The following is a 24,044-nucleotide window of genomic DNA, read 5'->3' as shown; positions in this document are numbered from 1 at the left end:
TACATTAGAGATGAAAAAATTAGTAGAAAAAGTAGTATCTTACTTAAAAGAAACTTACGACGAACTTGTACATAAAGTATCGTGGCCTACGTATTCTGAATTGACTAACAGTGCAGTGGTTGTTTTATATGCTTCCCTACTCATTGCAGTGGTAGTTTTCGTTATGGACTCTTGCTTCCAGACTCTTATGGAAGATATCATTTATCCACATTAACACAAAGGAGTAAAAAATGTCTGAGATTGAAAAGAAATGGTATGTTCTACGTGCCATTAGCGGTAAAGAAAGCAAGGTAAAAGAATATCTTGAAGCTGATATAAAAAACAGCAACCTTGGTGATTATGTATCTCAGGTATTGATTCCTACTGAAAAGGTATATCAGGTTCGCAACGGAAAAAAAGTTGTGAAAGAAAGAAATTATCTTCCTGGTTACGTTCTAGTGGAGGCAGCTCTTGTTGGTGAGGTTTCTCATCATTTAAGAAATACTCCTAATGTGATAGGTTTTTTAGGTGGTTCGGAAAATCCAACACCCCTAAGACAGTCAGAAGTGAATCGTATACTTGGTACAGTAGATGAACTACAGGAAACGGGAGAAGAACTAAATATCCCATATATGGTAGGAGAAACTGTAAAAGTAGCTTTTGGTCCATTCAGCGGATTCAGTGGAACCATTGAAGAAGTGAATAACGAAAAGAAGAAATTAAAGGTTATGGTAAAGATATTCGGGCGAAAAACTCCGCTTGAATTAGGCTTTATGCAAGTTGAAAAGGAATAGCATTGGTTACGCTGTGTTATCCCTTAATTAATGTTTATATAAAATCAATAAAAAAATGGCTAAAGAAGTTGCTGGACTAATCAAATTACAGATTAAAGGAGGCGCTGCAAATCCATCACCTCCCGTTGGACCTGCTCTAGGTTCTAAAGGGATCAACATTATGGAATTCTGCAAGCAATTCAATGCCAGGACCCAAGACAAAGCAGGTAAAATATTACCTGTCGTTATTACTTATTACGCAGACAAGTCTTTTGATTTTGTAATCAAGACTCCGCCTGTTGCTATCCAGTTATTGGAAATAGCTAAGCTTAAGAGCGGTTCTGCTGAGCCAAATCGTAAAAAAGTTGCCGAGATTACTTGGGAACAGGTACGTACTATTGCTCAGGACAAAATGGTTGACTTGAACTGTTTCACTGTGGAAGCTGCCATGACAATGGTTGCTGGTACAGCTAGAAGTATGGGTATCACTGTAAAAGGGGAATTCCCGGGTAATAATTAATAATCTTCAATTATAATGGGAAAACTGACAAAAAATCAAAAGTTGGCTGCCGCTAAAATTGAAGCAGGGAAAGCATACTCACTAAAAGAAGCATCAGCATTAGTAAAAGAAATAACTACTACTAAATTTGACGCTTCATTAGATATTGATGTACGATTAGGTGTAGATCCACGTAAAGCTAACCAAATGGTAAGAGGCGTTGTATCTCTTCCTCACGGAACTGGTAAAGAAATTAAAGTCTTGGTTCTTTGTACACCTGATGCTGAAGCTGCTGCAAAAGAGGCCGGAGCTGATTATGTAGGTCTTGATGAATATATTGAAAAGATCAAAGGTGGATGGACAGACATTGATGTAATTATCACAATGCCATCTATCATGGGTAAAATTGGTGCTTTAGGTCGTGTTCTAGGTCCACGTGGGTTAATGCCTAACCCAAAGAGTGGTACTGTAACTATGGATGTTGCTAAAGCTGTTAAAGAAGTTAAACAAGGAAAGATCGACTTCAAAGTTGATAAAAGCGGTATTGTTCACACTTCAATTGGTAAAGTTTCATTTGAATCAGATAAAATTCGTGAAAACGCGAAAGAATTTATCTCAACTCTTCTTAAACTAAAGCCAACAGCTGCTAAAGGCACATATATAAAGAGTATTTATCTTTCTAGTACAATGAGTTTGGGTATTAAAATTGACCCAAAATCAGTTGAGGAAATCTAATAATAGGAGGAATAATGAGAAAGGAAGATAAAAATACAGTAATTGAACAAATTGCTGCAACTACAAAAGAATATTCTCACTTCTATCTTGTAGATACAACTGCAATGAATGCAGCTTCTACAAGTGCGTTAAGAAGAAAATGTTTTGAATCAGACATTAAACTACTTGTCGTTAAGAACACTTTACTTCAAAAAGCATTAGATAGCTTAGAAGTTGATTATTCTCCTTTGTACGGATCACTAAAAGGATCTACCACTGTTATGTTTTGTAATACTGGTAATGCTCCTGCAAAGTTGATCAAAAGTGTAGCTAAAGACGGTATACCTGGTCTTAAAGCTGCATACGTAGAAGAAAGTTTCTATGTAGGTGCTGACCAGTTAGAAGCTCTAATTAGTATCAAGAGTAAGAATGAAGTTATTGCTGACGTTATTGCTTTGCTGCAATCTCCAGCCAAGAATGTTATTTCTTCTCTTCAATCAGGTGGAAACACCCTTCACGGAGTGCTAAAAACTCTTGGTGAAAGATAAACCAAAACAAATTATTTAGTAAATTAAACATTAAAATCATACAAAAATGGCAGATTTGAAAGCTTTTGCAGAACAATTAGTTAACTTAACAGTAAAAGAAGTTAATGAACTTGCTACTATCCTTAAAGATGAATATGGTATTGAACCTGCTGCTGCAGCTGTTGCTGTTGCTGCTGGTCCTGCTGCAGGTGCAGCAGCTGCTGAAGAAAAAACTTCTTTTGATGTAGTATTGAAAAGTGCAGGTAGCGCAAAATTACAAGTTGTTAAAGCAGTAAAAGAACAATGTGGTCTTGGCTTGAAAGAAGCTAAAGATTTAGTTGATGGCGCTCCTAGCGTAGTTAAAGAAGGTGTTGCTAAAGCTGATGCTGAAGCATTGAAAGCAGCATTGGAAGAAGCTGGAGCTGAAGTTGAACTTAAATAACATTAGCCTGTTAATCAGGTAATTCGGTTAAGAGCCCTCCTTAAGAGGGTTCTTAACCTTTTTGTGTATATATTTATAAATAAGTTCTACAAATTCATTAACAGATGTCTTCAAATACTGTAAATCAAAGAGTTAATTTTGCTTCTATCAAAAATCCATTTGGATATCCTGATTTCTTAGAAGTACAATTGAAGTCATTCAAAGACTTTCTACAATTAGATACCCCGCCAGAAAAGCGTAAAAATGAGGGATTGTACAAAGTATTTGCTGAAAACTTCCCTATAGCCGACACAAGAAATAATTTTGTTCTTGAGTTTTTGGACTACTATATTGATCCGCCAAGATATACAATCGATGATTGTATAGAGCGTGGATTAACTTATAGTGTCCCTTTAAAAGCAAAACTCAAGTTATACTGCACTGACCCAGATCATGAAGACTTTGACACTGTTATTCAAGACGTGTTCCTTGGTCCTATTCCATATATGACGGATAAAGCAACATTCGTTATTAATGGTGCAGAACGAGTTGTTGTGTCTCAGCTTCACCGTTCACCAGGCGTCTTTTTCGGTCAAAGCGTACATGCAAACGGTACAAAACTTTATTCAGCTCGTATAATACCATTCAAAGGTTCTTGGATTGAATTCGCAACAGACATTAATAATGTTATGTATGCGTATATTGATCGTAAGAAAAAATTGCCAGTAACAACATTACTAAGAGCAATAGGCTTTGAAAAAGACAAAGATATTCTTGAAATATTTGATCTTGCAGAAGATATTAAAGTAAACAAGAGTAATCTTAAAAAAATTGTTGGCAGAAAACTTGCAGCTAGAGTATTAAAGACTTGGGTAGAAGATTTCGTAGATGAAGACACAGGTGAAGTAGTGTCAATCGAACGTAATGAAGTTATTATCGATCGTGAGACTATACTAGAACAAGAACATATTGACGAAATTCTGGAATCAGGTGTTCAAAGTATTCTAGTACATAAAGATGAACCAAATCAATCTGATTATTCAATTATATATAATACACTTCAGAAGGATCCTAGCAACTCAGAAAAAGAAGCTGTATTATACATATATAGACAGCTCCGTAATGCAGACCCAGCTGACGATGCAAGTGCACGAGAAGTAATTAATAATCTGTTCTTCTCTGAAAAAAGATATGATTTAGGTGAAGTTGGTAGATATAGGATTAATAAGAAATTAGATCTAACTACCAGCATGGATGTCAAAGTTTTGACAAAAGAAGATATTATAGAAATCATTAAATATTTAATTGAGTTAATAAACTCAAAGGCAATAGTTGATGATATCGACCATTTAAGTAACAGACGTGTACGTACAGTTGGAGAACAGCTATCAAATCAATTTGCAATTGGTTTAGCTCGAATGTCTCGTACAATACGTGAAAGAATGAATGTAAGAGATAATGAAGTTTTTACTCCAATAGACTTGATTAATGCGAAGACAATTTCTTCTGTAATTAACACATTCTTTGGAACAAATGCTTTATCTCAATTTATGGACCAAACTAATCCATTGGCTGAAATAACTCATAAAAGACGTATGTCTGCCCTTGGTCCTGGTGGTCTATCTCGTGAACGTGCCGGATTTGAAGTACGTGACGTTCACTATACACATTATGGTCGTCTCTGTCCTATTGAGACTCCAGAAGGTCCAAATATTGGTCTGATCTCATCATTATGTGTATATGCTAAAATTAATGATCTTGGATTTATTGAGACTCCATATAGAAAAGTTGCAGATGGTAAAGTTGATTTTTCTCCAGAAGGACTAACATACTTAACTGCAGAGGAAGAAGAAGGAAAGATTATTGCTCAAGGAAATGCTCCTGTAGATAATGACGGTAAATTTATTAATTCTAGAATAAATTGTCGACAAGATGCAGATTTTCCTGTAGTTGATCCTTCAGAAGTTGAACTTATGGACGTTGCTCCTCAACAAATTGCATCTATCGCAGCATCATTGATTCCTTTCTTGGAGCATGATGATGCTAACCGTGCATTAATGGGATCTAACATGATGCGCCAGGCTGTTCCATTATTAAAATGTGAATCACCAATAGTAGGAACAGGTATAGAAAAACAATTAGTTGAAGATTCACGTACACAAATTGCTGCAGAAGGTGATGGTATTATTGAATTTGTTGACGCAACAGTCATTAAGGTCCGTTATGACCGAACAGAAGACGAAGATTTTGTTAGTTTTGAAAGTGCTTTAAAAGAGTACAAACTACCTAAGTTCCGCAAAACTAACCAAAATATGACAATTGACCTTCGTCCAATATGCTCTAAAGGACAAAGAGTCAAAGCTGGAGATATCTTAACAGAAGGTTATTCTACACAAAATGGTGAACTTGCTCTTGGTAAGAATCTTTTAGTAGCATTCATGCCATGGAAAGGTTATAATTATGAGGATGCAATCGTTTTAAATGAGAGAGTTGTTCGTGAAGACTTACTAACATCTGTACACGTTGAAGAATATGCATTAGAGGTTCGTGAAACAAAACGTGGTATGGAAGAATTAACTGCTGATATACCAAATGTTAGTGAGGAAGCCACAAAAGACCTTGATGAAAACGGAATTGTACGTATTGGTGCAAGAATCCAACCAGGGGATATACTTATTGGAAAAATTACGCCAAAAGGCGAATCTGATCCTTCTCCAGAAGAGAAACTTCTTAGAGCTATCTTTGGAGATAAAGCAGGTGATGTTAAAGATGCATCTTTAAAAGCTTCTCCTTCGCTGAAAGGAGTCATTATTGATAAAAGACTCTTCTCTAGAGTGGTTAAAAATAGGAGTTCAAAATTAGCAGATAAAGCTCTATTACCAAAAATTGATGATGAATTTGAAGCTAAAGCTGATGATTTGAAATCAATTTTAATAGAGAAACTCCTTACTTTAACAGAAGGAAAAACATCACAAGGAGTAAAAGACTACTTAGGCGCAGATGTTATTGCAAAAGGAGCACCTTTTACAGCAACAGTTCTTGGTAACCTTGACTACACTGCTATCCAGCTAAGCAAGTGGACTGCAGATGCTCATAAGAATGAAATGATTCGTGACTTGATTCTTAACTATTTGAAAAAATACAAAGAATTAGACGCTGAATTAAAACGCAAGAAGTTCAGTATCACTATTGGTGATGAACTACCAGCCGGTATCATCCAAATGGCTAAAGTTTATATCGCTAAGAAACGTAAAATCAGCGTAGGTGATAAAATGGCAGGACGACATGGTAATAAAGGTATCGTATCTAGAATTGTAAGACAAGAAGATATGCCATTCCTTGCAGACGGTACTCCTGTAGACATTTGTCTTAACCCATTAGGTGTACCATCTCGTATGAACTTAGGACAGATTTTTGAAACTGTTCTTGGATGGGCAGGTAAAGAACTTGGTGTAAAATTTGCAACTCCAATATTTGATGGTGCTACACTAGAGAGCATCACAGAATGGACAGACAAAGCAGGTGTACCTCGCTTCGGTAAAAGCTACCTATATGATGGTGGTACTGGTGATCGTTTTGACCAACCAGCTACAGTAGGTGTAATTTACATGCTTAAGTTAGGACACATGGTTGAAGATAAGATGCATGCACGTTCTATCGGACCATACTCATTAATCACTCAACAACCGCTAGGTGGTAAAGCACAATTTGGTGGACAGCGTTTTGGAGAAATGGAAGTTTGGGCTTTGGAAGCATTTGGTGCATCGCATATTCTCCAAGAGATCCTTACAATTAAATCTGATGACGTGGTAGGACGCTCAAAAGCTTATGAAGCTATTGTTAAAGGTGATCCTATGCCACAGCCTGGTATTCCAGAATCTCTCAATGTATTATTGCATGAATTAAGAGGTCTTGGACTAAGTATTAACTTAGAATAATTAATAGATAACTCTTTACATAAATTAATCGTATGGCTTTTAGAAAAGAAAATAAGATAAAGAGTAATTTCTCGAAAATCTCAATAGGATTAGCTTCTCCTGAAGAAATCCTTGAGAATTCGAGTGGTGAAGTATTGAAGCCTGAAACTATCAATTACCGTACATATAAACCCGAACGAGATGGTTTATTTTGTGAGCGTATTTTTGGTCCAATTAAGGATTACGAATGTCATTGTGGTAAATACAAAAGAATTCGTTATAAAGGAATCGTTTGTGACAGATGTGGTGTTGAAGTTACAGAAAAGAAAGTTAGACGTGAACGCATGGGACACATCCAATTGGTTGTTCCAGTTGCACATATCTGGTATTTTCGCTCACTTCCAAACAAGATTGGCTATTTGCTAGGTTTACCTACCAAGAAGCTTGATTCAATCATTTACTATGAGCGTTATGTAGTTATTCAGCCAGGTATAAAAGAAGCTGATGGCATTAATGCATATGATTTATTATCGGAAGAAGAATATCTAGATTTGCTAGAAACACTTCCAAAAGAAAACCAATATTTAGAAGATACAGATCCTAATAAGTTTATTGCTAAAATGGGAGCTGAAGCTATCTATGATTTATTGGCACGTCTTGACCTGGACTCTTTGTCTTATGAATTAAGACATAAAGCAAGCAATGATTCATCACAACAACGCAAAAACGAAGCGTTAAAGCGTTTACAAGTTGTTGAATCATTTAGAGCTTCGAAAGGACGCAATAAGCCAGAGTGGATGATTGTACGTATCGTACCAGTTATTCCACCTGAATTAAGACCATTGGTTCCTCTGGACGGAGGTCGCTTTGCAACATCAGATCTAAATGATTTATATCGCCGTGTTATCATTCGTAATAATCGTCTTAAGAGATTGATCGAGATTAAGGCTCCTGAGGTTATTCTACGTAATGAAAAGCGTATGCTTCAAGAATCTATCGATTCATTATTCGATAATTCTCGTAAATCAAGTGCTGTTAAAACAGATGCTAACCGTCCTTTGAAATCTTTATCTGATAGTTTAAAAGGTAAACAAGGACGTTTCCGTCAGAACTTATTAGGTAAACGTGTTGACTACTCTGCACGTTCTGTAATTGTTGTAGGACCAGAATTGAGAATGCACGAATGTGGTATTCCAAAACTGATGGCTGCAGAGTTATACAAACCATTTGTCATTCGTAAACTGATTGAAAGAGGTATTGTTAAGACAGTTAAATCTGCTAAAAAGATTGTAGATCGCAAAGAGCCTGTTATTTGGGATATTTTGGAATATGTAATGAAAGGTCATCCAGTTCTGTTGAACCGTGCACCGACATTGCACCGTTTGGGTATCCAAGCTTTCCAACCTAAGATGATTGAAGGAAAAGCTATCCAACTTCACCCACTTGCATGTACAGCGTTCAATGCCGACTTCGATGGTGACCAGATGGCTGTTCACTTGCCACTTAGCAATGAAGCTGTTTTGGAAGCTCAGATGTTGATGCTTGCATCACATAACATTCTTAACCCAGCTAATGGTGCTCCTATTACTGTTCCTTCACAGGATATGGTGCTTGGTTTGTATTATATTACAAAACTAAGAAAGGGAGCTAAAGGAGAAGGTCTTACTTTCTACGGACCAGAAGAAGCAACAATTGCATATAACGAAGGTAAAGTAGACATACACGCCATTATCAACGTAGTTGTTAAAGACCTCGATGAGAATGGTAATATTGTTGATGTATTGATGAAAGAAACTTCTGTTGGACGTGTTATTGTAAATGAAATTGTTCCTGCAGAAGTTGGATATATTAATAGAATTATTTCCAAGAAATCTCTTCGCGAGATTATTGGTGATGTAATTAAGGTTTGTGGAGTTGCTAAAACAGCAGATTTCCTTGATGGTATCAAGAACTTAGGTTATAGAATGGCATTCCAAGGTGGTCTGTCTTTCAACTTAGATGATATTATCATTCCAAAAGAAAAACAAACATTAGTTCAGCGTGGATACGATGAAGTTGAACAGGTTGTAAATAACTACAACATGGGATTCATCACCAACAACGAACGTTATAATCAGGTTATTGATATTTGGACACACGTAAATTCAGAGTTATCTAACATCTTGATGAAAACCATTTCTACGGATGACCAAGGTTTCAACTCTGTATATATGATGCTTGATTCAGGTGCCCGTGGTTCTAAAGAACAGATCCGTCAGCTTTCAGGTATGCGTGGTTTGATGGCTAAACCACAAAAAGCTGGTGCTGAAGGAGGTCAAATTATTGAAAACCCAATTCTTTCTAACTTTAAAGAAGGGTTGTCAGTACTTGAGTACTTTATTTCAACTCACGGTGCCCGTAAAGGTTTGGCCGATACAGCGCTTAAAACTGCCGATGCCGGATACTTGACTCGTCGTTTGGTTGACGTTTCACATGACGTTATTATCAACGAAGAAGACTGTGGTACACTTCGTGGATTAATCTGCACAGAGCTGAAAAACAACGAAGATGTTATTGCAACTCTTTTCGAACGAATCCTTGGCCGTGTTTCTGTACACGATATTATTCACCCAACAACAGGAGAATTACTTGTTTCAAGCGGTGAACAGATCACAGAAGAAATTGCACAAAAGATTGAGGAATCTCCTATCGAAAGTGTAGAAATCCGTTCTGTTTTAACATGTGAATCAAAGAAAGGGGTTTGTGCTAAGTGTTATGGTCGTAATCTTGCAACAAACAGAATGGTTCAAAAGGGAGAAGCAGTCGGAGTTATCGCTGCACAATCTATTGGTGAGCCAGGTACTCAGTTGACTCTTCGTACATTCCACGCCGGTGGTACTGCTGCCAATATTGCAGCAAATGCAGGTGTAAAAGCAAAATACAATGGACGCTTGGAATTTGAAGAATTGCGTACTGTAGATGCTGTTGACGAAAATGGTGAAGCTATTAAGATCGTTGTTGGACGTCTTGCAGAATTAAGAATCGTTGATGTAAATACAAATATAGTTCTTTCAAACCACACAATACCTTACGGTTCTACTTTATATGCTAATGAAGGAGAAGTTGTAGAAAAAGGTAAAGTTATCTGTAAATGGGATCCATTTAATGCAGTTATTATTACTGAAGCAACTGGTAAGATTGAATTTGAAAGCGTTATCGAAAACGTTACATATAAAGTTGAATCTGACGAAGCAACAGGTTTACGCGAATACATCATTATCGAATCAAGAGATAAGACAAAAGTTCCTTCAGCTCACATCTTAGATGAGAATGGCGAACTAATTCGTACTTATAACTTTCCAGTAGGTGGTCACGTTGTAATTGAGAATGGGCAGAAAGTTAAATCCGGAGATATTCTTGTTAAGATTCCTCGTGCTGTAGGTAAGGCTGGTGATATCACTGGTGGTCTTCCTCGTGTTACTGAGTTGTTCGAAGCTCGTAATCCTTCAAATCCTGCTATTGTATCAGAAATTGATGGTGAAGTAACAATGGGTAAGATTAAACGCGGTAATCGTGAAATCGTTGTTACATCTAAAACTGGTGAGGTTAAAAAATATCTGGTTTCTCTTTCTAAACAGATTCTTGTTCAGGAGAATGACTATGTACGTGCAGGAACTCCTCTATCTGATGGAGCTACTACACCTGCAGATATCTTGGCTATCAAAGGTCCAACAGCAGTTCAGGAATATATCGTGAATGAAGTTCAGGATGTATACCGTCTTCAGGGTGTAAAAATCAACGATAAGCACTTTGAGGTAATTGTACGTCAGATGATGCGTAAAGTTCAGATCAATGATCCAGGTGATACTAGATTCCTAGAGCAACAAGTTGTAGACAAACTTGACTTCATGGAAGAAAATGATCATATCTGGGGTAAGAAAGTTGTGACTGACGCAGGAGACTCTCAAAATTTACAACCTGGACAGATTGTTACAGCTCGTAAACTTAGAGATGAAAACAGTATGTTGAAACGTCGTGACTTGAAACCAGTAGAAGTACGTGATGCTATTGCTGCTACATCTACACAGATTCTTCAAGGTATTACTCGTGCAGCACTTCAGACTAAGAGCTTTATGTCAGCTGCTTCCTTCCAGGAAACAACTAAGGTATTGAATGAAGCTGCTATCAATGGTAAAATTGACAAGCTAGAAGGTATGAAAGAAAATGTTATATGTGGACATTTAATTCCTGCCGGAACTGGTCAGCGTGAATTTGATAAGATTATTGTTGGTTCTAAAGAAGAATATGATCGAATCCTTGCAAATCGTAAAACAGTGTTAGACTACAGTGAAGTAGAATAAACATTAAATATATTTAAAAAAAGAGAGTGTTCTAAAAGGGCACTCTCTTTTTTTTGATTATATTGTCTAGTTCTAAAAAGCATTACACAAAAAAACGTGATAGACTAAGAAATTGACAATCAGTATGTAAGACGAAGTAAAAAGGATTATAAGATAGAGCGGGGCGATATAAGTATAACCATTCCAACTAAAAAATATTGTATACAAGTTAGTGTAACAGCTAATAATTGGTTCGGGGAATTTGGTCTCTTGACAGAGAAACTCTAACTAATTTGGTCCAGTAGATGCAGTTACATTTTAAATTTGGGTCTTTGATTGCGAAACCAAACCCCATCGAATATACCAAAGGAAAAAGATCAAAAGATTCTGGGAGTAAAATAGAAAATCAAGATTTTATTGAAGTAAGAGTTCTTTTTGAAGAAGAAAATTGAACTCTCAGACAAGACAGTCGTCTTCTCCAATATATCTTGTCCTGATTTTAGTTGGATGTGATTAATAATAAAACTAGCACTACTCGTTTCGTGCTGATTAATTTCTCAAGAACATAAAATGCCCAATTAGAACTGATTTTCGCAAATGGAATTAAAATTTAATAACTAACAAGGCGAGTATGATTCTTTTCAAACAACAATTCATTAAGCCATTTGTTAACATACACATTTACTACTGCACAGCCAGAACCTATAGCAGCGCCAGCAATAACATCAGAAGGATAATGCACGCCCCTGTTCATTCTTGAAAATCCAACAGAGCAAGCCCACAAATAACCTGGAGCAATAATATACCATTTAGGATATCTAATGCTTAAAGATGTAACTAAAGAAAAAGCAGTAGCAGTATGAGCAGAAGGAAAAGAAGAACTCGATACAGATTCTCTATTCTCAATCAAATCAGGATAACGTTCAAAAGGACGTTCACGATCAACAGCATACTTAATTCCGGAAGTAATAACAACAGCTTCGACTACACTTGTGCCGATATAAACAGCATCACTTAACAAATCACGATCTTTATTCAGCAAAGCATAAGTACCAAGAATTAGAGGTACTCCAACAGCGATAACAGGCTCTGTATTTGAAATGGTCTTACTATAGCCTGTTACAAATTCATTATCAATACCATTAATTTTCTTCAAAGTATTTATATCCCAGTTTTGCGCATAGCAATCAAAACCAGAAAAGAGAGCAATCAGGAGCAAGAGAATTTGTTTCATCAGCATTAACTATACAATTATATATACAAAGATATATATTAAAAGTTATAAATAGCGCATATTAAGACTATCATTCATAAAATGGGAAATGATGAATTTATCATTTAAATCACTCTATACAGATTTTTTATATTCAATGTATTTGGGGAAAGTATAATCATCGTTTCATTATCATCACTTTACATAGAAGAATTAGCTCTTTAGGAATATTTTTAATAAGCGCCAAATAAGAAATTAAGTTAAAAGTGAGAACGGTAAAAACCCGGTATGTTTTAATTAACGAATAATTTCTTTAATCCCTTGCTTAATAGGTGGATTTCATGTACTTTTGCGCAAATAAAGCAGACACTCAAAAAAAAATTATAGTTCTAACAATTAAATAATTTAAATTCAATCATTTATGTGGTTAACTAATTCATCTGTAGGAAGGAAAGTAGTCATGAGCGTATCAGGACTATTCCTTGTCCTTTTTCTAACATTTCACATGTCGATGAATCTTGTGGCGGTTTTCTCTGAAGACGCTTACAACATGGTATGTGAGTTTTTGGGAGCAAATTGGTATGCTATTGCTGGGACACTGGTTTTAGCTGCTGGTTTTGTTGTACACATCGTTTATGCTTTCTGGTTAACAATGCAAAATCGCAAAGCACGCGGTAATGAGAGTTACGCGGTATTTGAAAAGCCTAAAAATGTAGAATGGGCTTCTCAAAACATGCTAGTTTTGGGTATCATTGTTGCTCTTTTCTTTGTTCTACACCTTGCACAGTTTTGGTTTAAAATGCAGTTTGTAGAACTTAGCGGCCTTGAAAGTATCAACCCTACTCCACAAGACGGTGCTGCTTTAATTAGTCAAACATTTGCTAATCCTTTGTTTGCTGTACTTTACCTTGTATGGTTTGTTGCTATTTGGTTCCATCTTACTCACGGTTTCTGGAGTGCACTTCAAACTTTAGGTTGGAGCAATAAGATCTGGTTCGAACGTTGGAAATGTATCTCAAACATTTTTTCAACTGTAATCTTCTTAGGCTTTGCCTTAGTAGTAGTAGTTTTCTACGTAAAATACGGATTACTTGGTTAATTAACCAGTAAATGTGAACTCTAATAAAATCAGAAAAAAGAAATAAAATTATGACTAAGATAGATTCAAGAATTCCTGAAGGCCCATTGGCTGAGAAATGGAGTAACTATAAAGCTCATCAGAAACTCGTAAACCCTGCTAACAAACGTCGTTTAGATATAATCGTAGTTGGTACAGGTCTTGCTGGAGCATCAGCTGCCGCTTCTCTAGGTGAACTAGGTTTCAAAGTATTTAACTTCTGCATTCAAGACTCTCCACGCCGTGCTCACTCTATTGCTGCACAAGGTGGTATCAATGCTGCAAAGAATTACCAGAATGACGGTGACTCTGTTTACCGTTTATATTATGATACAATCAAAGGTGGAGACTACCGCGCACGCGAATCAAACGTTTACCGTTTGGCTGAAGTTTCCAACGAAATTATTGACCAATGCGTAGCTCAAGGTGTTCCTTTCGCTCGTGAATACGGTGGTACACTTGATAACCGTTCTTTCGGTGGTGCTCAGGTTTCACGTACATTCTATGCTAAAGGCCAAACAGGACAACAGTTATTACTTGGTGCTTACTCTGCATTGAGCCGTCAGGTTAACAAAGGAACAGTAAAATTATTCACTCGTTACGAAATGCTCGACGTTGTACTTATCGAAGGTCGCGCACGTGGTATCATTGCACGCAACCTTGTAACAGGTAAAATTGAACGTTTCTCAGCTCATGCTGTAGTTATTGGTACCGGTGGTTACGGAAATACATACTTCCTTTCTACAAATGCAATGGCTTCTAATGGTTCTGCTGCAATCCAATGCTACAAGAAAGGTGCTTATTTCGCAAATCCATGTTATGTACAGATTCACCCAACTTGTATTCCAGTACACGGAGATGTTCAGTCTAAACTGACTTTGATGTCTGAATCACTTCGTAACGACGGACGTATTTGGGTACCAAAGAATTTGGAAGATGCAAAAGCACTTCAGGCTGGAAAGATCAAAGGATCTGATATTCCTGAAGCTGACCGCGATTACTATCTAGAACGTCGTTACCCTGCATTTGGTAACCTTGTACCTCGTGACGTTGCATCTCGTGCAGCTAAAGAACGTTGCGACAAAGGTTTCGGAGTTAACAATACAGGTTTGGCTGTATTCCTTGATTTCTCAGAAGCAATCAACCGTCTTGGTGAAGATGTTGTAAGAGCTCGCTACGGTAACTTGTTTGATATGTATGAAGAAATCACCAATGAAAATCCATATAAGACTCCAATGATGATCTTCCCTGCTATCCACTATACAATGGGTGGTATCTGGGTTGACTATGAATTGATGACTTCAATCCCTGGATTGTTTGCTATTGGTGAAGCTAACTTCTCAGACCACGGAGCTAACCGTCTAGGTGCTTCTGCTTTGATGCAAGGTTTGGCCGACGGATACTTCGTATTACCATATACTATTCAAAACTATTTGTCTAATCAGATTCAGGTTCCACGTTTCTCTACAGATCTTCCTGAATTTGTTGAAGCAGAAAAGGCTATTAATGACAAGATCAACAAGATCAAAGACATCAATGGTAACCACTCTGTTGATTCAATTCACAAGAAACTTGGTCACGTGATGTGGGAATTCGTTGGAATGGGACGTACAAAAGAATCTTTGGAAACAGCTATTGCTAAGCTTAAAGAAGTTAAGAAAGACTTCTGGACAAATGTTCGTATCCCTGGAGATGTAAACGATCAGAATATTGAGCTGGAAAAAGCTCTTCGTTTATCAGACTTTATTGAAATTGGTCTGTTGATGGCTTATGACGGTTTGAACCGCGAAGAATCTTGCGGTGGACACTTCCGTGAAGAACATCAGACACCAGAAGGTGAAGCTAAACGTGATGACGATAAGTTCTCATACGTAGCTTGCTGGAAGTACACAGGTGAAGACTCTAAACCAGAGTTGATTAAGGAAGATTTGAACTATGAATTCACTAAGGTTCAAACACGTAATTACAAAGCTTAATAATTAGTAGACAATGGAAAAAATTATAAATTTCACGCTAAAGGTTTGGCGTCAGAAAGGTCCGAAAGCTAAAGGTGCTTTTGAATCATATCCAATGGAAAACATTTCAGGCGATACTTCATTTCTTGAAATGCTAGACATCCTGAATGAAAAACTTATCAACGAAGGTAAAGAACCAGTAGTATTCGATCACGACTGTCGCGAAGGTATCTGCGGAATGTGTTCACTTTACATCAACGGACACCCACACGGACCTGCAACCGGAGCTACAACTTGTCAGATTTACATGCGTCGTTTCGAAGACGGGGATACAATCACTGTTGAGCCATGGCGTTCTGCTGGTTTCCCAGTAATCCGCGACTTAATGGTAGACCGTAATGCATTCGATAAGATTATGCAAGCTGGTGGTTACGTATCAGTAAATACTGGTGGTACTCCAGATGCTAACGCAATTGCTATTCCAAAGCCAATCGCTGACGAAGCAATGGATTCAGCTTCTTGTATCGGTTGTGGTGCTTGTGTTGCAGCTTGTAAGAATGGTTCGGCTATGTTGTTCCTTTCTGCAAAAGTTAGTCAATTATCTCTTCTTCCTCAAGGAAAAGCAGAAGCTGGCCGCCGTGCAAAAGCTATGGTTTCTAAAATGGATGAACTTGGTTTCGGTAACTGTACTAACACAAGAGCTTGTGAAGCTGAATGTCCAAAGTCTATTTCAATCAGCAACATTGCTAGATTGAACCGCGACTTTATCGCAGCTAAACTGAAAGATTAATCAACTGATTAGATCACTACATAATAAATCCTCTGCCTGGGAACGGGTAGAGGATTTGTTTTTTATATGTATTAACAAAAGAATGGGCTAAAGTAGCCAAACTGCTAATTTTAGTTTCAAAATGATATTTCGTGTGCGGAAACAATAAAAAGTCGTGAAAGAAAATTAAAAGAAAGGGCTACAATGGTCAAAAGTTTGGTGGGAATGGCCAAAAGGTTTACATTTGCAATGTGTTTTTCATAGTATTAGATTTAAGGTTAACAAAGATTGGTTGTCGTGATGACAACCATTTTTTTTGCCCCTACTAAAGTAACTGATACATCCCTCCCGCAAGCACTCTGACAACGCCTTTCATTTCCAGTTCAAACAAGATGGTATTCATTTTATTCACAGGCATATCCGCTTCTACAACAAGGGAATTAATCTGAGAATCTCCGTTTTCCTGAAGGATATCCACAACTATCTGCTCCTCTTCAGTAAGGTCAACGAAAAGCTGACGTTGAACAGCCACTGGAACAGCTTTGGAATCTGCATCCCAGCACATTGCTTTTACAAAATCTTCCGCAGAAAGAATTAATGCTGCCTTATTATCCTTAATAAGATTGTTGCAGCCAATAGAAAATTCATCGGCAACACGACCAGGAAAAGCAAAGCAATCGCGGTGATAACTTTGAGCAATATCCGCAGTAATAAGTGCACCGCCCTTTACAGCCGATTCAACCACAATAGTTGCATCACTCATACCCGCAACAATCCGGTTTCGTTTTACAAAATTCTGGCGATCAGGGTTAGTCTCCGATAGAAATTCAGTGAGCAAGCCACCATTTTCGAGCATATCGATAGCAGTTTTTCGATGAACAGACGGATAGATACGGTCCAACCCATGGGCTAACACACCAATAGTTGAAAGACCATTATTTAAAGCACCCCGATGAGCATGTATATCAATTCCGTAAGCAAGACCGCTGACTACAAGTACATCCGGACAAAGAGCCTTAAGATCTGCCAGAAAATCCCGACAAATACGTTGTCCGTAATCGGTAGCATTACGAGTTCCTACCATATTAATCACCCTCAATGCATTCATATCAGTGTTTCCTTTAAAAAACAACGCAACAGGAGCATCGGGACATTCCCTTAACCTGGAAGGATAAGCCTCATCATTTATAGTAATACAATTTATTTTGTTTTTCTGTGCAAAAGAGAATTCAGCCTCAGCACGTAAAAGAGCCTGAGGTGAACTGAGCATCTCCATCATGCGTGGAGTAATTCCTGGTACAATTTGTGTAAGTTCTGCATGGTGAGAAAAGATTTTCTCAGCACTACCCACAGCATTTATTAAATTCCGGGCACCAACAGATCCCACTCCCGGTATCTGTGTAAGCGCTATGCTGGCAATTATTTCCTGCTCCGTCATTTGGCGAAGTAAGGTTCGAATGCTTTATCAAAAAGTTCACTGTGTCCTAATCGCCCGTTGGTAATGCACACCAACTCTACTTTTGATTTAATGGATGGCTTTCCATCCGATAGGCGAAATATATCCTGATAGAAAACATACTTCACCCCTTCTTTCTCAATATAAAGCTTGGAAACAAATTCTTCCCCGCTATGTAATGGAGTTTTATAAGCAATAGAAATCCGGGCAACTACAGGATCGAGTCCTTGCCCGTGCAATTCGGCAAAATTAATCCCGAGGGTGGTTATAAATTCGTGGCGTGTATGTTCCAGATAATGCTGATAGATAGCATTATTGACTATTCCCTGCATATCACATTCATAGTCGCGCACTTTCATGTTCAGTTCAAAAATATATTTATTCATAAGAGTGTTTTTAAGGTTATTAGAATAATTAAAATTCTCTTGTACAAAAGATTGTATTCTTCTGTACAAAAGAATTAATTGTTCTGTACAAAAGAAATCATTCTTTTGTACGAGATTTCTTTAACTCCTCGGCGGAGATTAATTTATATAACTTATCGCTTGGACGAATCTTCTCGGCAAATTTCATAGAGAAGTGCTCTCTTTTATGAACTACCTCTACAGGCTTCAAATCTACCCGCGCTTCTTCGAGTGTAGCAAAGAGAGCTCCGGTAGTAGGACCGGTAACCAGCAGTTTGTCTCCCAGTTTCAGTTCGCCTGCTTCCAGCATAAATTCGGCCACATTGATGTTGCTGAAGTATTTCACTGCCTTACCTACATAAACTTTCCGTTCAGTAGCTTCCGAACCATAGTTTTTGCTCCACTCTCCTAGCTTTTGTCCGAGATAATATCCGTTCCAGAATCCACGGTTAAAGACAGTCTTCAATCGATTATCCCAGGCCTCAACTTTTTCGTCGGTAAATGTTCCGTCCAAACAAGACTGAATAGCCTGTTTGTAACACTCTACAACAGTACGAACATACTCAGGTCCGCGAGCCCGACCTTCGATCTTGAACACTCTTACGCCCGCTTCTATCATCTCATCCATGAAATGAATTGTTTTCAAATCCTTCGGAGACATAATATATTCGTTGTCCACTTCCAGCTCAAGGCCGGTATCCTTATCTTTCACTTCGTAAGCCCTGCGGCATATCTGCATGCAAGCTCCGCGATTGGCAGATGAATTCATTTCATGCAAAGAAAGATAGCATTTACCCGACACTGCCATACAAAGCGCACCGTGGCAAAACATCTCAATACGAAGTTCTTCTCCGCTTGGTCCGCATATATTATCTTCTTTTATCTTATCGTAAATTGCACGCACCTGCTTTAAATTCAGTTCGCGGGCAAGTACCACAACATCGGCAAACTGTGCGTAGAATTTCAAGGCTTCAGCATTCGAAATATTAAGCTGAGTAGAAAGATGCACTTCCTGATCAATAGACCGGGCATAAGTCATCACTGCAACATCTGCAGCAATAATAGCAGAAATTCCGGCTTCTTTTGCAGCATCAATAATGCTACGCATCAAAGGAATATCGTTATCGTAAATAATTGTATTTATAGTCAGATAACTCTTCATGTTATGCTCATTACATATCTGAGCAATCTCTTTCAAGTCATTTATAGTAAAGGTGTTTGCTGAGTGGGCACGCATGTTCAGATTCTCTATACCGAAGTAAATTGAATCTGCTCCTGCCTGAATTGCGGCGGCTAAAGATTCGCGAGAACCCGCAGGCGCCATAATTTCAAAATCTTTTAACTGGTGATTCATACCTATTTTATAATTAGTTGTGTGCAAAGGTAGTGGTTTTTTGTGTAATTTTGCAGCCAAGAATAAGATGATTATGAAAATTGGCTCTATAGATTTAGGGGAACGCCCCATATTCCTTGCTCCCATGGAGGATGTTACAGATATTGCTTTCCGACTGCTGTGCAAGCAATTCGGGGCAGACATGGTATATACAGAGTTTATATCTAGCGATGCATTGGTGCGTTTTGTGAATAAAACCACCCAGAAGCTCACCATTTGCGATGAAGAGCGCCCGGTTGCCATGCAAATTTACGGACGTGAAGTAGAACCGATGGTTGAAGCAGCAAAGATAGTAGAGGCAGCAAAGCCAGATATTTTGGATATTAACTTTGGTTGTCCCGTGAAAAAGGTAGCAGGTAAAGGTGCCGGAGCAGGTATGCTTCAAAACATTCCTAAAATGCTTGAGATAACTAAAGCAGTGGTAGATGCGGTTAATATTCCTGTTACAGTTAAAACTCGTCTTGGTTGGGATAGCAACAGCAAGGTTATTGTAGAACTTGCCGAGCAATTACAGGATTGTGGTATTGCTGCTCTTACCATTCACGGCAGAACAAGAAGCCAGATGTATACTGGTGAGGCCGACTGGACACTTATTGGTGAAGTGAAAAATAACCCACGTATGCATATTCCGATTATTGGTAACGGAGACATAACAACCCCTCAGCAAGTAAAGGAATATTTTGACCGCTATGGCGTTGACGCTATTATGGTTGGTCGTGCAACCTTTGGCCGTCCGTGGATATTCAAGGAAATAAAGCACTATCTTGAAACCGGAGAGGAACTTCCTCCACTAACCTTTGACTGGAAAATGAATGTCCTTCGTGAACAGGTAAATCAAAGTATTGACAGACTTGATGAGCGTAGGGGAATTATACATGTGCGCCGCCACTTGGCAGCATCCCCATTATTCAAAGGCATTCCAAACTTCAGGGATACGCGTATTGCAATGCTAAGAGCAAATACCAGAGAAGAACTGTTTACGATATTTGAGAAGATTATCCAGGAACATGCATAAATAGCAAAAAGATAAAAAGGCGGAAAGATATCACATCTTCCCGCCTTTTACTATAATAAGTGATTAACTATAAATTTCAATGTTTCTTTTTCTTTTGTGTACGTCTCCACCATAACAGAAAACCTGTAACCGGCAATGTAGCGCCTATCAAGGCAGCAAAAAATACAATAACTTTTCCAGGTAATCCCCATATAGCTCCAACATGGATATCATAATTCATTCTTCGAAGCTTATCTCCAAAACCAGCATCAGCATACTTACCCACATAAGGACCTTTTTGAGGAATTTCCTTCAAGGAGTAACGGTCGAATGAAAAAACATCACGGTTATAATATTTATCTACGTCAGGATAAACAGCAGCATATATGGAAGAAGATGCCTCTTCTGGGCTGGCATAACCAAATTGAAAACCTTCGGCTTCAGGATATTCGGGCAATAATTTAAAGAAAACATAATCAACAGCCTTGTCCAGCGTTATTTTTGTTCCTGTTTTAAGGGTATCCGACTGAGCAACTCCCCAATCCGGCAGTTTCTCGCCTCCGGTTGTTAGCCAATATGTTCCTTCCGACCACCATTCCAATCCCCAAACCATACCTGTCATCCCAATAGCCAATAACACAATGCAGGCATAAAAACCCAGAACATTATGCAAGTCAAACAGGCGCTTAGTACTCCCTGTAGACTTTTTCCACATAAATCTAGTTCCGTTACGTAATCCTTTCCGGCTTTTAGGCCACCAAAGTACCAAGCCTGACAATAGAGTGATGACGAAGATCATCACTCCGTAGTTAACAACCAGATGTCCTATATCTTTAGGCAGCCAAAGAGTGCGATGCCCATTCAAAACAAAACGGAAAAAGTCAAAGGAATTCCCCTTTCTATATATCACAGCACCTGTATAAGGATTAACAAAAAGCTGCGTTCTTTCTTTTTCCTTCATTAAAGTTAGTTGAGCTGCTCTGCCCTTATTGTATTGTACATTCACAGCTTCCGCCTCCGGGCAATAAGCCTCAGCAATAGTCTTTAATCTGGAAGGAGGAAGCAGGTGTCCCGAATTCTGAGCAGACATATCGGGAAGAAATGCGCTGTTTATTTCTTTATTAAACACCCATAGACAACCTGTAACACAGACAATAAACACTACGATTCCAGAAGCCAATCCCAACCATAAATGTATCTTCTTTATTGCTTTCTTTAAACTAATCATTAGAAGTTATATGTTAAATTCAAACGGAAATTACGAAGTGGTTCTGTTTGCCAATAATAGAAATTTCCATAAGGAGAACCGGAATAAAGGTAGTCATTTAATAGATTATTCACATTAAGCGACAAAGAAATCTTATCTTTTTTCCAGGATACAGCACCATCCATTCTAAAATAATCAGGCAACTCTGAATTTGTACCACTAAATACATACCAGGCTGAGCGGTCTAGCTGCCATTGGTAGCCTAAAGAAAATCCTATATTAGCCAAAACTCCTTCCTGAATTGTGTAGTTTACCCAACCATTGGTAATATGTTTGGTTGTGCCAGCCATACTTTGTCCAACTTTGTTTATATCAGCGTCTTTTGTAACCTTTGAATCTGTATACGCATAATTAAAAATCACATTCATACCTTTAAACAGACGTCCTTTTAAGTCGAATTCAACACCCTGAGTACGGCTCTGGCCTAACTGAACTGAATATTGCGGATGATTTTCATCGGTTGTTAATACATTGTTCTTTGTTATTCTATATACGCTGACGGTTGAATTCCAGTTACCATCAAACCAATTTTTCTTTACCCCAAATTCAAGATTGTTCCCGGTAATAGGATCAAAAGCCTTTCCAGTATAGTCGGTTCCTGTTTGAGGAACAAATGCCTGATCATATAATCCGTAAACAGAAGTAGTCTTATCAATAGCAGCGCTGACTCCTACACGAGGAGTGAATTTTGTATCATTAGTATTACTTCCGTAACTACTTGTTTTATTTCCGGTAACACGCCCCGCAAGTGTTACACGAAGAATATCATTAAAAAATCCAAGTTCATCCTGAACATATAATGCTGTATAATTCTGGTTTACAATATTATTACCGGCACGGGCTCTAAGGCTGAGACTTCTATCAAACTTTGGAAGTGTGGATGCGGTGAGCGTTCCATGTTGTGGATTATATATATTAAAGGGAACTGATCCTTCTAAATCAAAAGCTTGTCCCCAATCAGCAATATAATTTTTACTTCCCATATCAAGGCCGGCCAAAATGCGGTGATTTATACCACCCGTAGTAACTTTTCCATTAACAAAGAATTGCCCGAGTTTTGCTTCATTAAAAGCATCCCATATTGTTAAGCGGCGATGTAATGTTCCATCCAAGTCCAATGATGTAGGCCATATAGAAGAACCTTTCTGATTAAAATTTAAATAAGCGAGCTGTCCGGTAAATTTCCAGTCTTTATTAAACTGATGATTCAAAGTAAGAAATAAACTATGATCGTTAATACTGGTTGGATCAAGATTAGGTTCAACCGTAGTAAAGTCATAAGGCAATTCACCATATCCATTTAGTCCGAAAACATAATTAGAACCAACAACAGACATTTGCTGATGCTGATAAGTATATTCGGCAGTCAAAGATGTTTTATCGTCAAACTTATAACTCAGAACAGGAGCAATTATATATTTCTTACTCCACTCATTCGGTCGGTGAGAACCAGCACTCTGCCCCATCATATTTAATCTGACAAGAAGCTTTTTATCTTTTGTAAGTATACCATCAACATCTAATGCTGCACGATATAAATCGTTGCTTCCTAAAGAGGTAGAAATACTCCCCTTAGTATTACCTGTAGGTTTCTTTGTTACAATATTATAAAAACCGCTGGGCTCACCGTTAGCTAACATGAATCCGGCTGGTCCTTTTACAAACTCAATTCGGTCTACCATGCTCATGTCTTCAGCTAAAGGCCCCCACGGCATCTGAACATTCATTCCATTTCGGAAAGCGGCAACCTGAGACCCACGCATATACAACAACGCATACGTATCCCAATGTTCCATACGTCTTACTCCACTTACATTTCTTGAAACTCCTTCTAGCATTGAATTGACTTGCTGATCAGCCAAAAGCGACTGATCAATTACCTGAACATTCTGAGGTATATTTAAGATAGGAGTTCCCAGCCTCAAAGATGAAGAGATTTCTTTTGGATTATAAATTTGTTTCGAGGATATAATTGTTACCTCATTAAGGTGGTAAGCATTATCATCCAGCATAAAACTGCATTCAGTAATTTCTCCTGATGAAATTGTTATTTGCTTCTTCTGAGTTCTATAACCTATCATTGTTACAACCAACGTATTACTGCCTGATTGAACATTATCCAGAGAGAATTCTCCGGAATTATTGGATATAGCATTTACAGATGTGCCTTCTATTGCAACGTTAACATTCTGAAGAGGCTTATTCTTTGTATTCTTCACAAAGCCTTTAATTTTACCAAATCCAGTATCAGCATTAGCTATTAGTACGCCAAGCAATAAAAATAAAGTAAAACAAACGTTGAATTTTAAACTAAATCTCTTTCCCAT

At 37.9% G+C, this 24,044-nt stretch carries 18 protein-coding genes; 12 read left to right on the top strand and 6 right to left on the bottom strand.

What is annotated here, in order from left to right; genetic code table 11:
• Positions 1-10 precede the first annotated feature (10 nt).
• The 8 genes from secE (at position 11) to rpoC (ending at position 11,170) form a co-directional block, all read left to right on the top strand.
• On the top strand, positions 11-214 hold the full coding sequence (gene secE / locus BUC21_RS11165; protein WP_073402389.1) for a preprotein translocase subunit SecE: 204 nt from the start codon (positions 11-13) through the stop codon (positions 212-214).
• Between the two features lie 16 nt (positions 215-230).
• Positions 231-773, top strand: a complete 543-nt coding sequence (gene nusG, locus BUC21_RS11160; protein WP_073402378.1) for a transcription termination/antitermination protein NusG — start codon at positions 231-233, stop codon at positions 771-773.
• Between the two features lie 55 nt (positions 774-828).
• On the top strand, positions 829-1,272 hold the full coding sequence (gene rplK / locus BUC21_RS11155; protein WP_073402376.1) for a 50S ribosomal protein L11: 444 nt from the start codon (positions 829-831) through the stop codon (positions 1,270-1,272).
• A gap of 15 nt (positions 1,273-1,287) precedes the next feature.
• Positions 1,288-1,986 (top strand): 50S ribosomal protein L1, encoded by a 699-nt coding sequence (gene rplA, locus BUC21_RS11150; RefSeq protein ID WP_073402372.1) that lies wholly within the window; start codon positions 1,288-1,290, stop codon positions 1,984-1,986.
• A gap of 14 nt (positions 1,987-2,000) precedes the next feature.
• Entirely contained in the window at positions 2,001-2,513 is a 513-nt protein-coding gene (gene rplJ, locus BUC21_RS11145) for a 50S ribosomal protein L10 (protein ID WP_073402369.1), read from the top strand.
• A 46-nt stretch (positions 2,514-2,559) separates the two neighbouring features.
• Entirely contained in the window at positions 2,560-2,934 is a 375-nt protein-coding gene (gene rplL, locus BUC21_RS11140; protein WP_073402366.1) for a 50S ribosomal protein L7/L12, read from the top strand.
• Between the two features lie 104 nt (positions 2,935-3,038).
• Complete coding sequence (rpoB, locus tag BUC21_RS11135; RefSeq protein WP_073402363.1) at positions 3,039-6,851, top strand: DNA-directed RNA polymerase subunit beta; 3,813 nt, start codon at positions 3,039-3,041, stop codon at positions 6,849-6,851.
• Between the two features lie 32 nt (positions 6,852-6,883).
• On the top strand, positions 6,884-11,170 hold the full coding sequence (gene rpoC / locus BUC21_RS11130) for a DNA-directed RNA polymerase subunit beta' (protein ID WP_073402361.1): 4,287 nt from the start codon (positions 6,884-6,886) through the stop codon (positions 11,168-11,170).
• 589 nt (positions 11,171-11,759) lie between these two features.
• Here rpoC and BUC21_RS11125 read toward each other — a convergent pair.
• Positions 11,760-12,383 (bottom strand): phosphatase PAP2 family protein, encoded by a 624-nt coding sequence (locus BUC21_RS11125; protein WP_073402524.1) that lies wholly within the window; start codon positions 12,381-12,383, stop codon positions 11,760-11,762.
• A 400-nt stretch (positions 12,384-12,783) separates the two neighbouring features.
• On the opposite strand from BUC21_RS11125, the gene BUC21_RS11120 reads away from it, so the two are divergent.
• Genes BUC21_RS11120 through BUC21_RS11110 form a run of 3 tightly spaced genes read left to right on the top strand, consistent with a single transcriptional unit; the run spans position 12,784 to position 16,224 of the window.
• A complete protein-coding gene (locus BUC21_RS11120; RefSeq protein WP_073402358.1) occupies positions 12,784-13,461 on the top strand; it encodes a succinate dehydrogenase/fumarate reductase cytochrome b subunit in 678 nt (225 codons plus the stop codon).
• 50 nt (positions 13,462-13,511) lie between these two features.
• Positions 13,512-15,455 (top strand): fumarate reductase/succinate dehydrogenase flavoprotein subunit, encoded by a 1,944-nt coding sequence (locus BUC21_RS11115; protein ID WP_073402355.1) that lies wholly within the window; start codon positions 13,512-13,514, stop codon positions 15,453-15,455.
• A 13-nt stretch (positions 15,456-15,468) separates the two neighbouring features.
• Positions 15,469-16,224 carry a succinate dehydrogenase/fumarate reductase iron-sulfur subunit gene (locus BUC21_RS11110; RefSeq protein ID WP_073402353.1) on the top strand — a complete coding sequence of 252 codons (756 nt, stop codon included), beginning with the start codon at positions 15,469-15,471 and terminating at the stop codon, positions 16,222-16,224.
• A gap of 304 nt (positions 16,225-16,528) precedes the next feature.
• On the opposite strand, the gene dprA is transcribed toward BUC21_RS11110, so the two are convergent.
• The 3 genes from dprA to BUC21_RS11095 form a co-directional block, all read right to left on the bottom strand.
• Positions 16,529-17,641 carry a DNA-processing protein DprA gene (gene dprA / locus BUC21_RS11105; protein WP_073402350.1) on the bottom strand — a complete coding sequence of 371 codons (1,113 nt, stop codon included), beginning with the start codon at positions 17,639-17,641 and terminating at the stop codon, positions 16,529-16,531.
• Entirely contained in the window at positions 17,638-18,045 is a 408-nt protein-coding gene (locus tag BUC21_RS11100; RefSeq protein ID WP_073402522.1) for an acyl-CoA thioesterase, read from the bottom strand. Before BUC21_RS11100 ends, dprA begins: the two co-directional genes overlap by 4 nt.
• A 97-nt stretch (positions 18,046-18,142) precedes the next feature.
• On the bottom strand, positions 18,143-19,417 hold the full coding sequence (locus BUC21_RS11095) for a peptidase U32 family protein (protein ID WP_073402347.1): 1,275 nt from the start codon (positions 19,415-19,417) through the stop codon (positions 18,143-18,145).
• 73 nt (positions 19,418-19,490) lie between these two features.
• Between BUC21_RS11095 and dusB the strand changes: the two genes are divergently transcribed.
• On the top strand, positions 19,491-20,471 hold the full coding sequence (gene dusB, locus BUC21_RS11090; RefSeq protein ID WP_073402520.1) for a tRNA dihydrouridine synthase DusB: 981 nt from the start codon (positions 19,491-19,493) through the stop codon (positions 20,469-20,471).
• Positions 20,472-20,547: 76 nt separating this feature from the next.
• On the opposite strand, the gene BUC21_RS11085 is transcribed toward dusB, so the two are convergent.
• Positions 20,548-21,678 carry a PepSY-associated TM helix domain-containing protein gene (locus BUC21_RS11085; protein ID WP_083547680.1) on the bottom strand — a complete coding sequence of 377 codons (1,131 nt, stop codon included), beginning with the start codon at positions 21,676-21,678 and terminating at the stop codon, positions 20,548-20,550.
• Positions 21,678-24,044: a TonB-dependent receptor gene (locus BUC21_RS11080; RefSeq protein ID WP_073402344.1), complete on the bottom strand. Its 2,367-nt coding sequence runs from the start codon at positions 24,042-24,044 to the stop codon at positions 21,678-21,680. The genes BUC21_RS11085 and BUC21_RS11080 overlap by 1 nt, the downstream gene beginning before the upstream one ends.

The organism is Bacteroides luti, from assembly GCF_900128905.1.
GTDB classification, from domain to species: domain Bacteria; phylum Bacteroidota; class Bacteroidia; order Bacteroidales; family Bacteroidaceae; genus Bacteroides; species Bacteroides luti.
Note: the sequence above shows the minus strand (reverse complement) of the source record. Positions and strands in the feature narration are given on the sequence as shown.

Bases quoted from the DNA above. Each gene is read 5' to 3' on its own strand.
- BUC21_RS11100 (WP_073402522.1), bottom strand. From the start codon at position 18,045: ATGAATAAATATATTTTTGAACTGAACATGAAAGTGCGCGACTATGAA.
- dusB (WP_073402520.1), top strand. From the start codon at position 19,491: ATGAAAATTGGCTCTATAGATTTAGGGGAACGCCCCATATTCCTTGCT.
- BUC21_RS11095 (WP_073402347.1), bottom strand. From the start codon at position 19,417: ATGAATCACCAGTTAAAAGATTTTGAAATTATGGCGCCTGCGGGTTCT.
- BUC21_RS11080 (WP_073402344.1), bottom strand. From the start codon at position 24,044: ATGGGAAAGAGATTTAGTTTAAAATTCAACGTTTGTTTTACTTTATTT.
- BUC21_RS11115 (WP_073402355.1), top strand. From the start codon at position 13,512: ATGACTAAGATAGATTCAAGAATTCCTGAAGGCCCATTGGCTGAGAAA.
- rpoB (WP_073402363.1), top strand. From the start codon at position 3,039: ATGTCTTCAAATACTGTAAATCAAAGAGTTAATTTTGCTTCTATCAAA.
- rplK (WP_073402376.1), top strand. From the start codon at position 829: ATGGCTAAAGAAGTTGCTGGACTAATCAAATTACAGATTAAAGGAGGC.
- rplJ (WP_073402369.1), top strand. From the start codon at position 2,001: ATGAGAAAGGAAGATAAAAATACAGTAATTGAACAAATTGCTGCAACT.
- BUC21_RS11110 (WP_073402353.1), top strand. From the start codon at position 15,469: ATGGAAAAAATTATAAATTTCACGCTAAAGGTTTGGCGTCAGAAAGGT.
- secE (WP_073402389.1), top strand. From the start codon at position 11: ATGAAAAAATTAGTAGAAAAAGTAGTATCTTACTTAAAAGAAACTTAC.
- BUC21_RS11120 (WP_073402358.1), top strand. From the start codon at position 12,784: ATGTGGTTAACTAATTCATCTGTAGGAAGGAAAGTAGTCATGAGCGTA.
- dprA (WP_073402350.1), bottom strand. From the start codon at position 17,641: ATGACGGAGCAGGAAATAATTGCCAGCATAGCGCTTACACAGATACCG.
- nusG (WP_073402378.1), top strand. From the start codon at position 231: ATGTCTGAGATTGAAAAGAAATGGTATGTTCTACGTGCCATTAGCGGT.
- rpoC (WP_073402361.1), top strand. From the start codon at position 6,884: ATGGCTTTTAGAAAAGAAAATAAGATAAAGAGTAATTTCTCGAAAATC.
- BUC21_RS11085 (WP_083547680.1), bottom strand. From the start codon at position 21,678: ATGATTAGTTTAAAGAAAGCAATAAAGAAGATACATTTATGGTTGGGA.
- rplL (WP_073402366.1), top strand. From the start codon at position 2,560: ATGGCAGATTTGAAAGCTTTTGCAGAACAATTAGTTAACTTAACAGTA.
- rplA (WP_073402372.1), top strand. From the start codon at position 1,288: ATGGGAAAACTGACAAAAAATCAAAAGTTGGCTGCCGCTAAAATTGAA.
- BUC21_RS11125 (WP_073402524.1), bottom strand. From the start codon at position 12,383: ATGAAACAAATTCTCTTGCTCCTGATTGCTCTCTTTTCTGGTTTTGAT.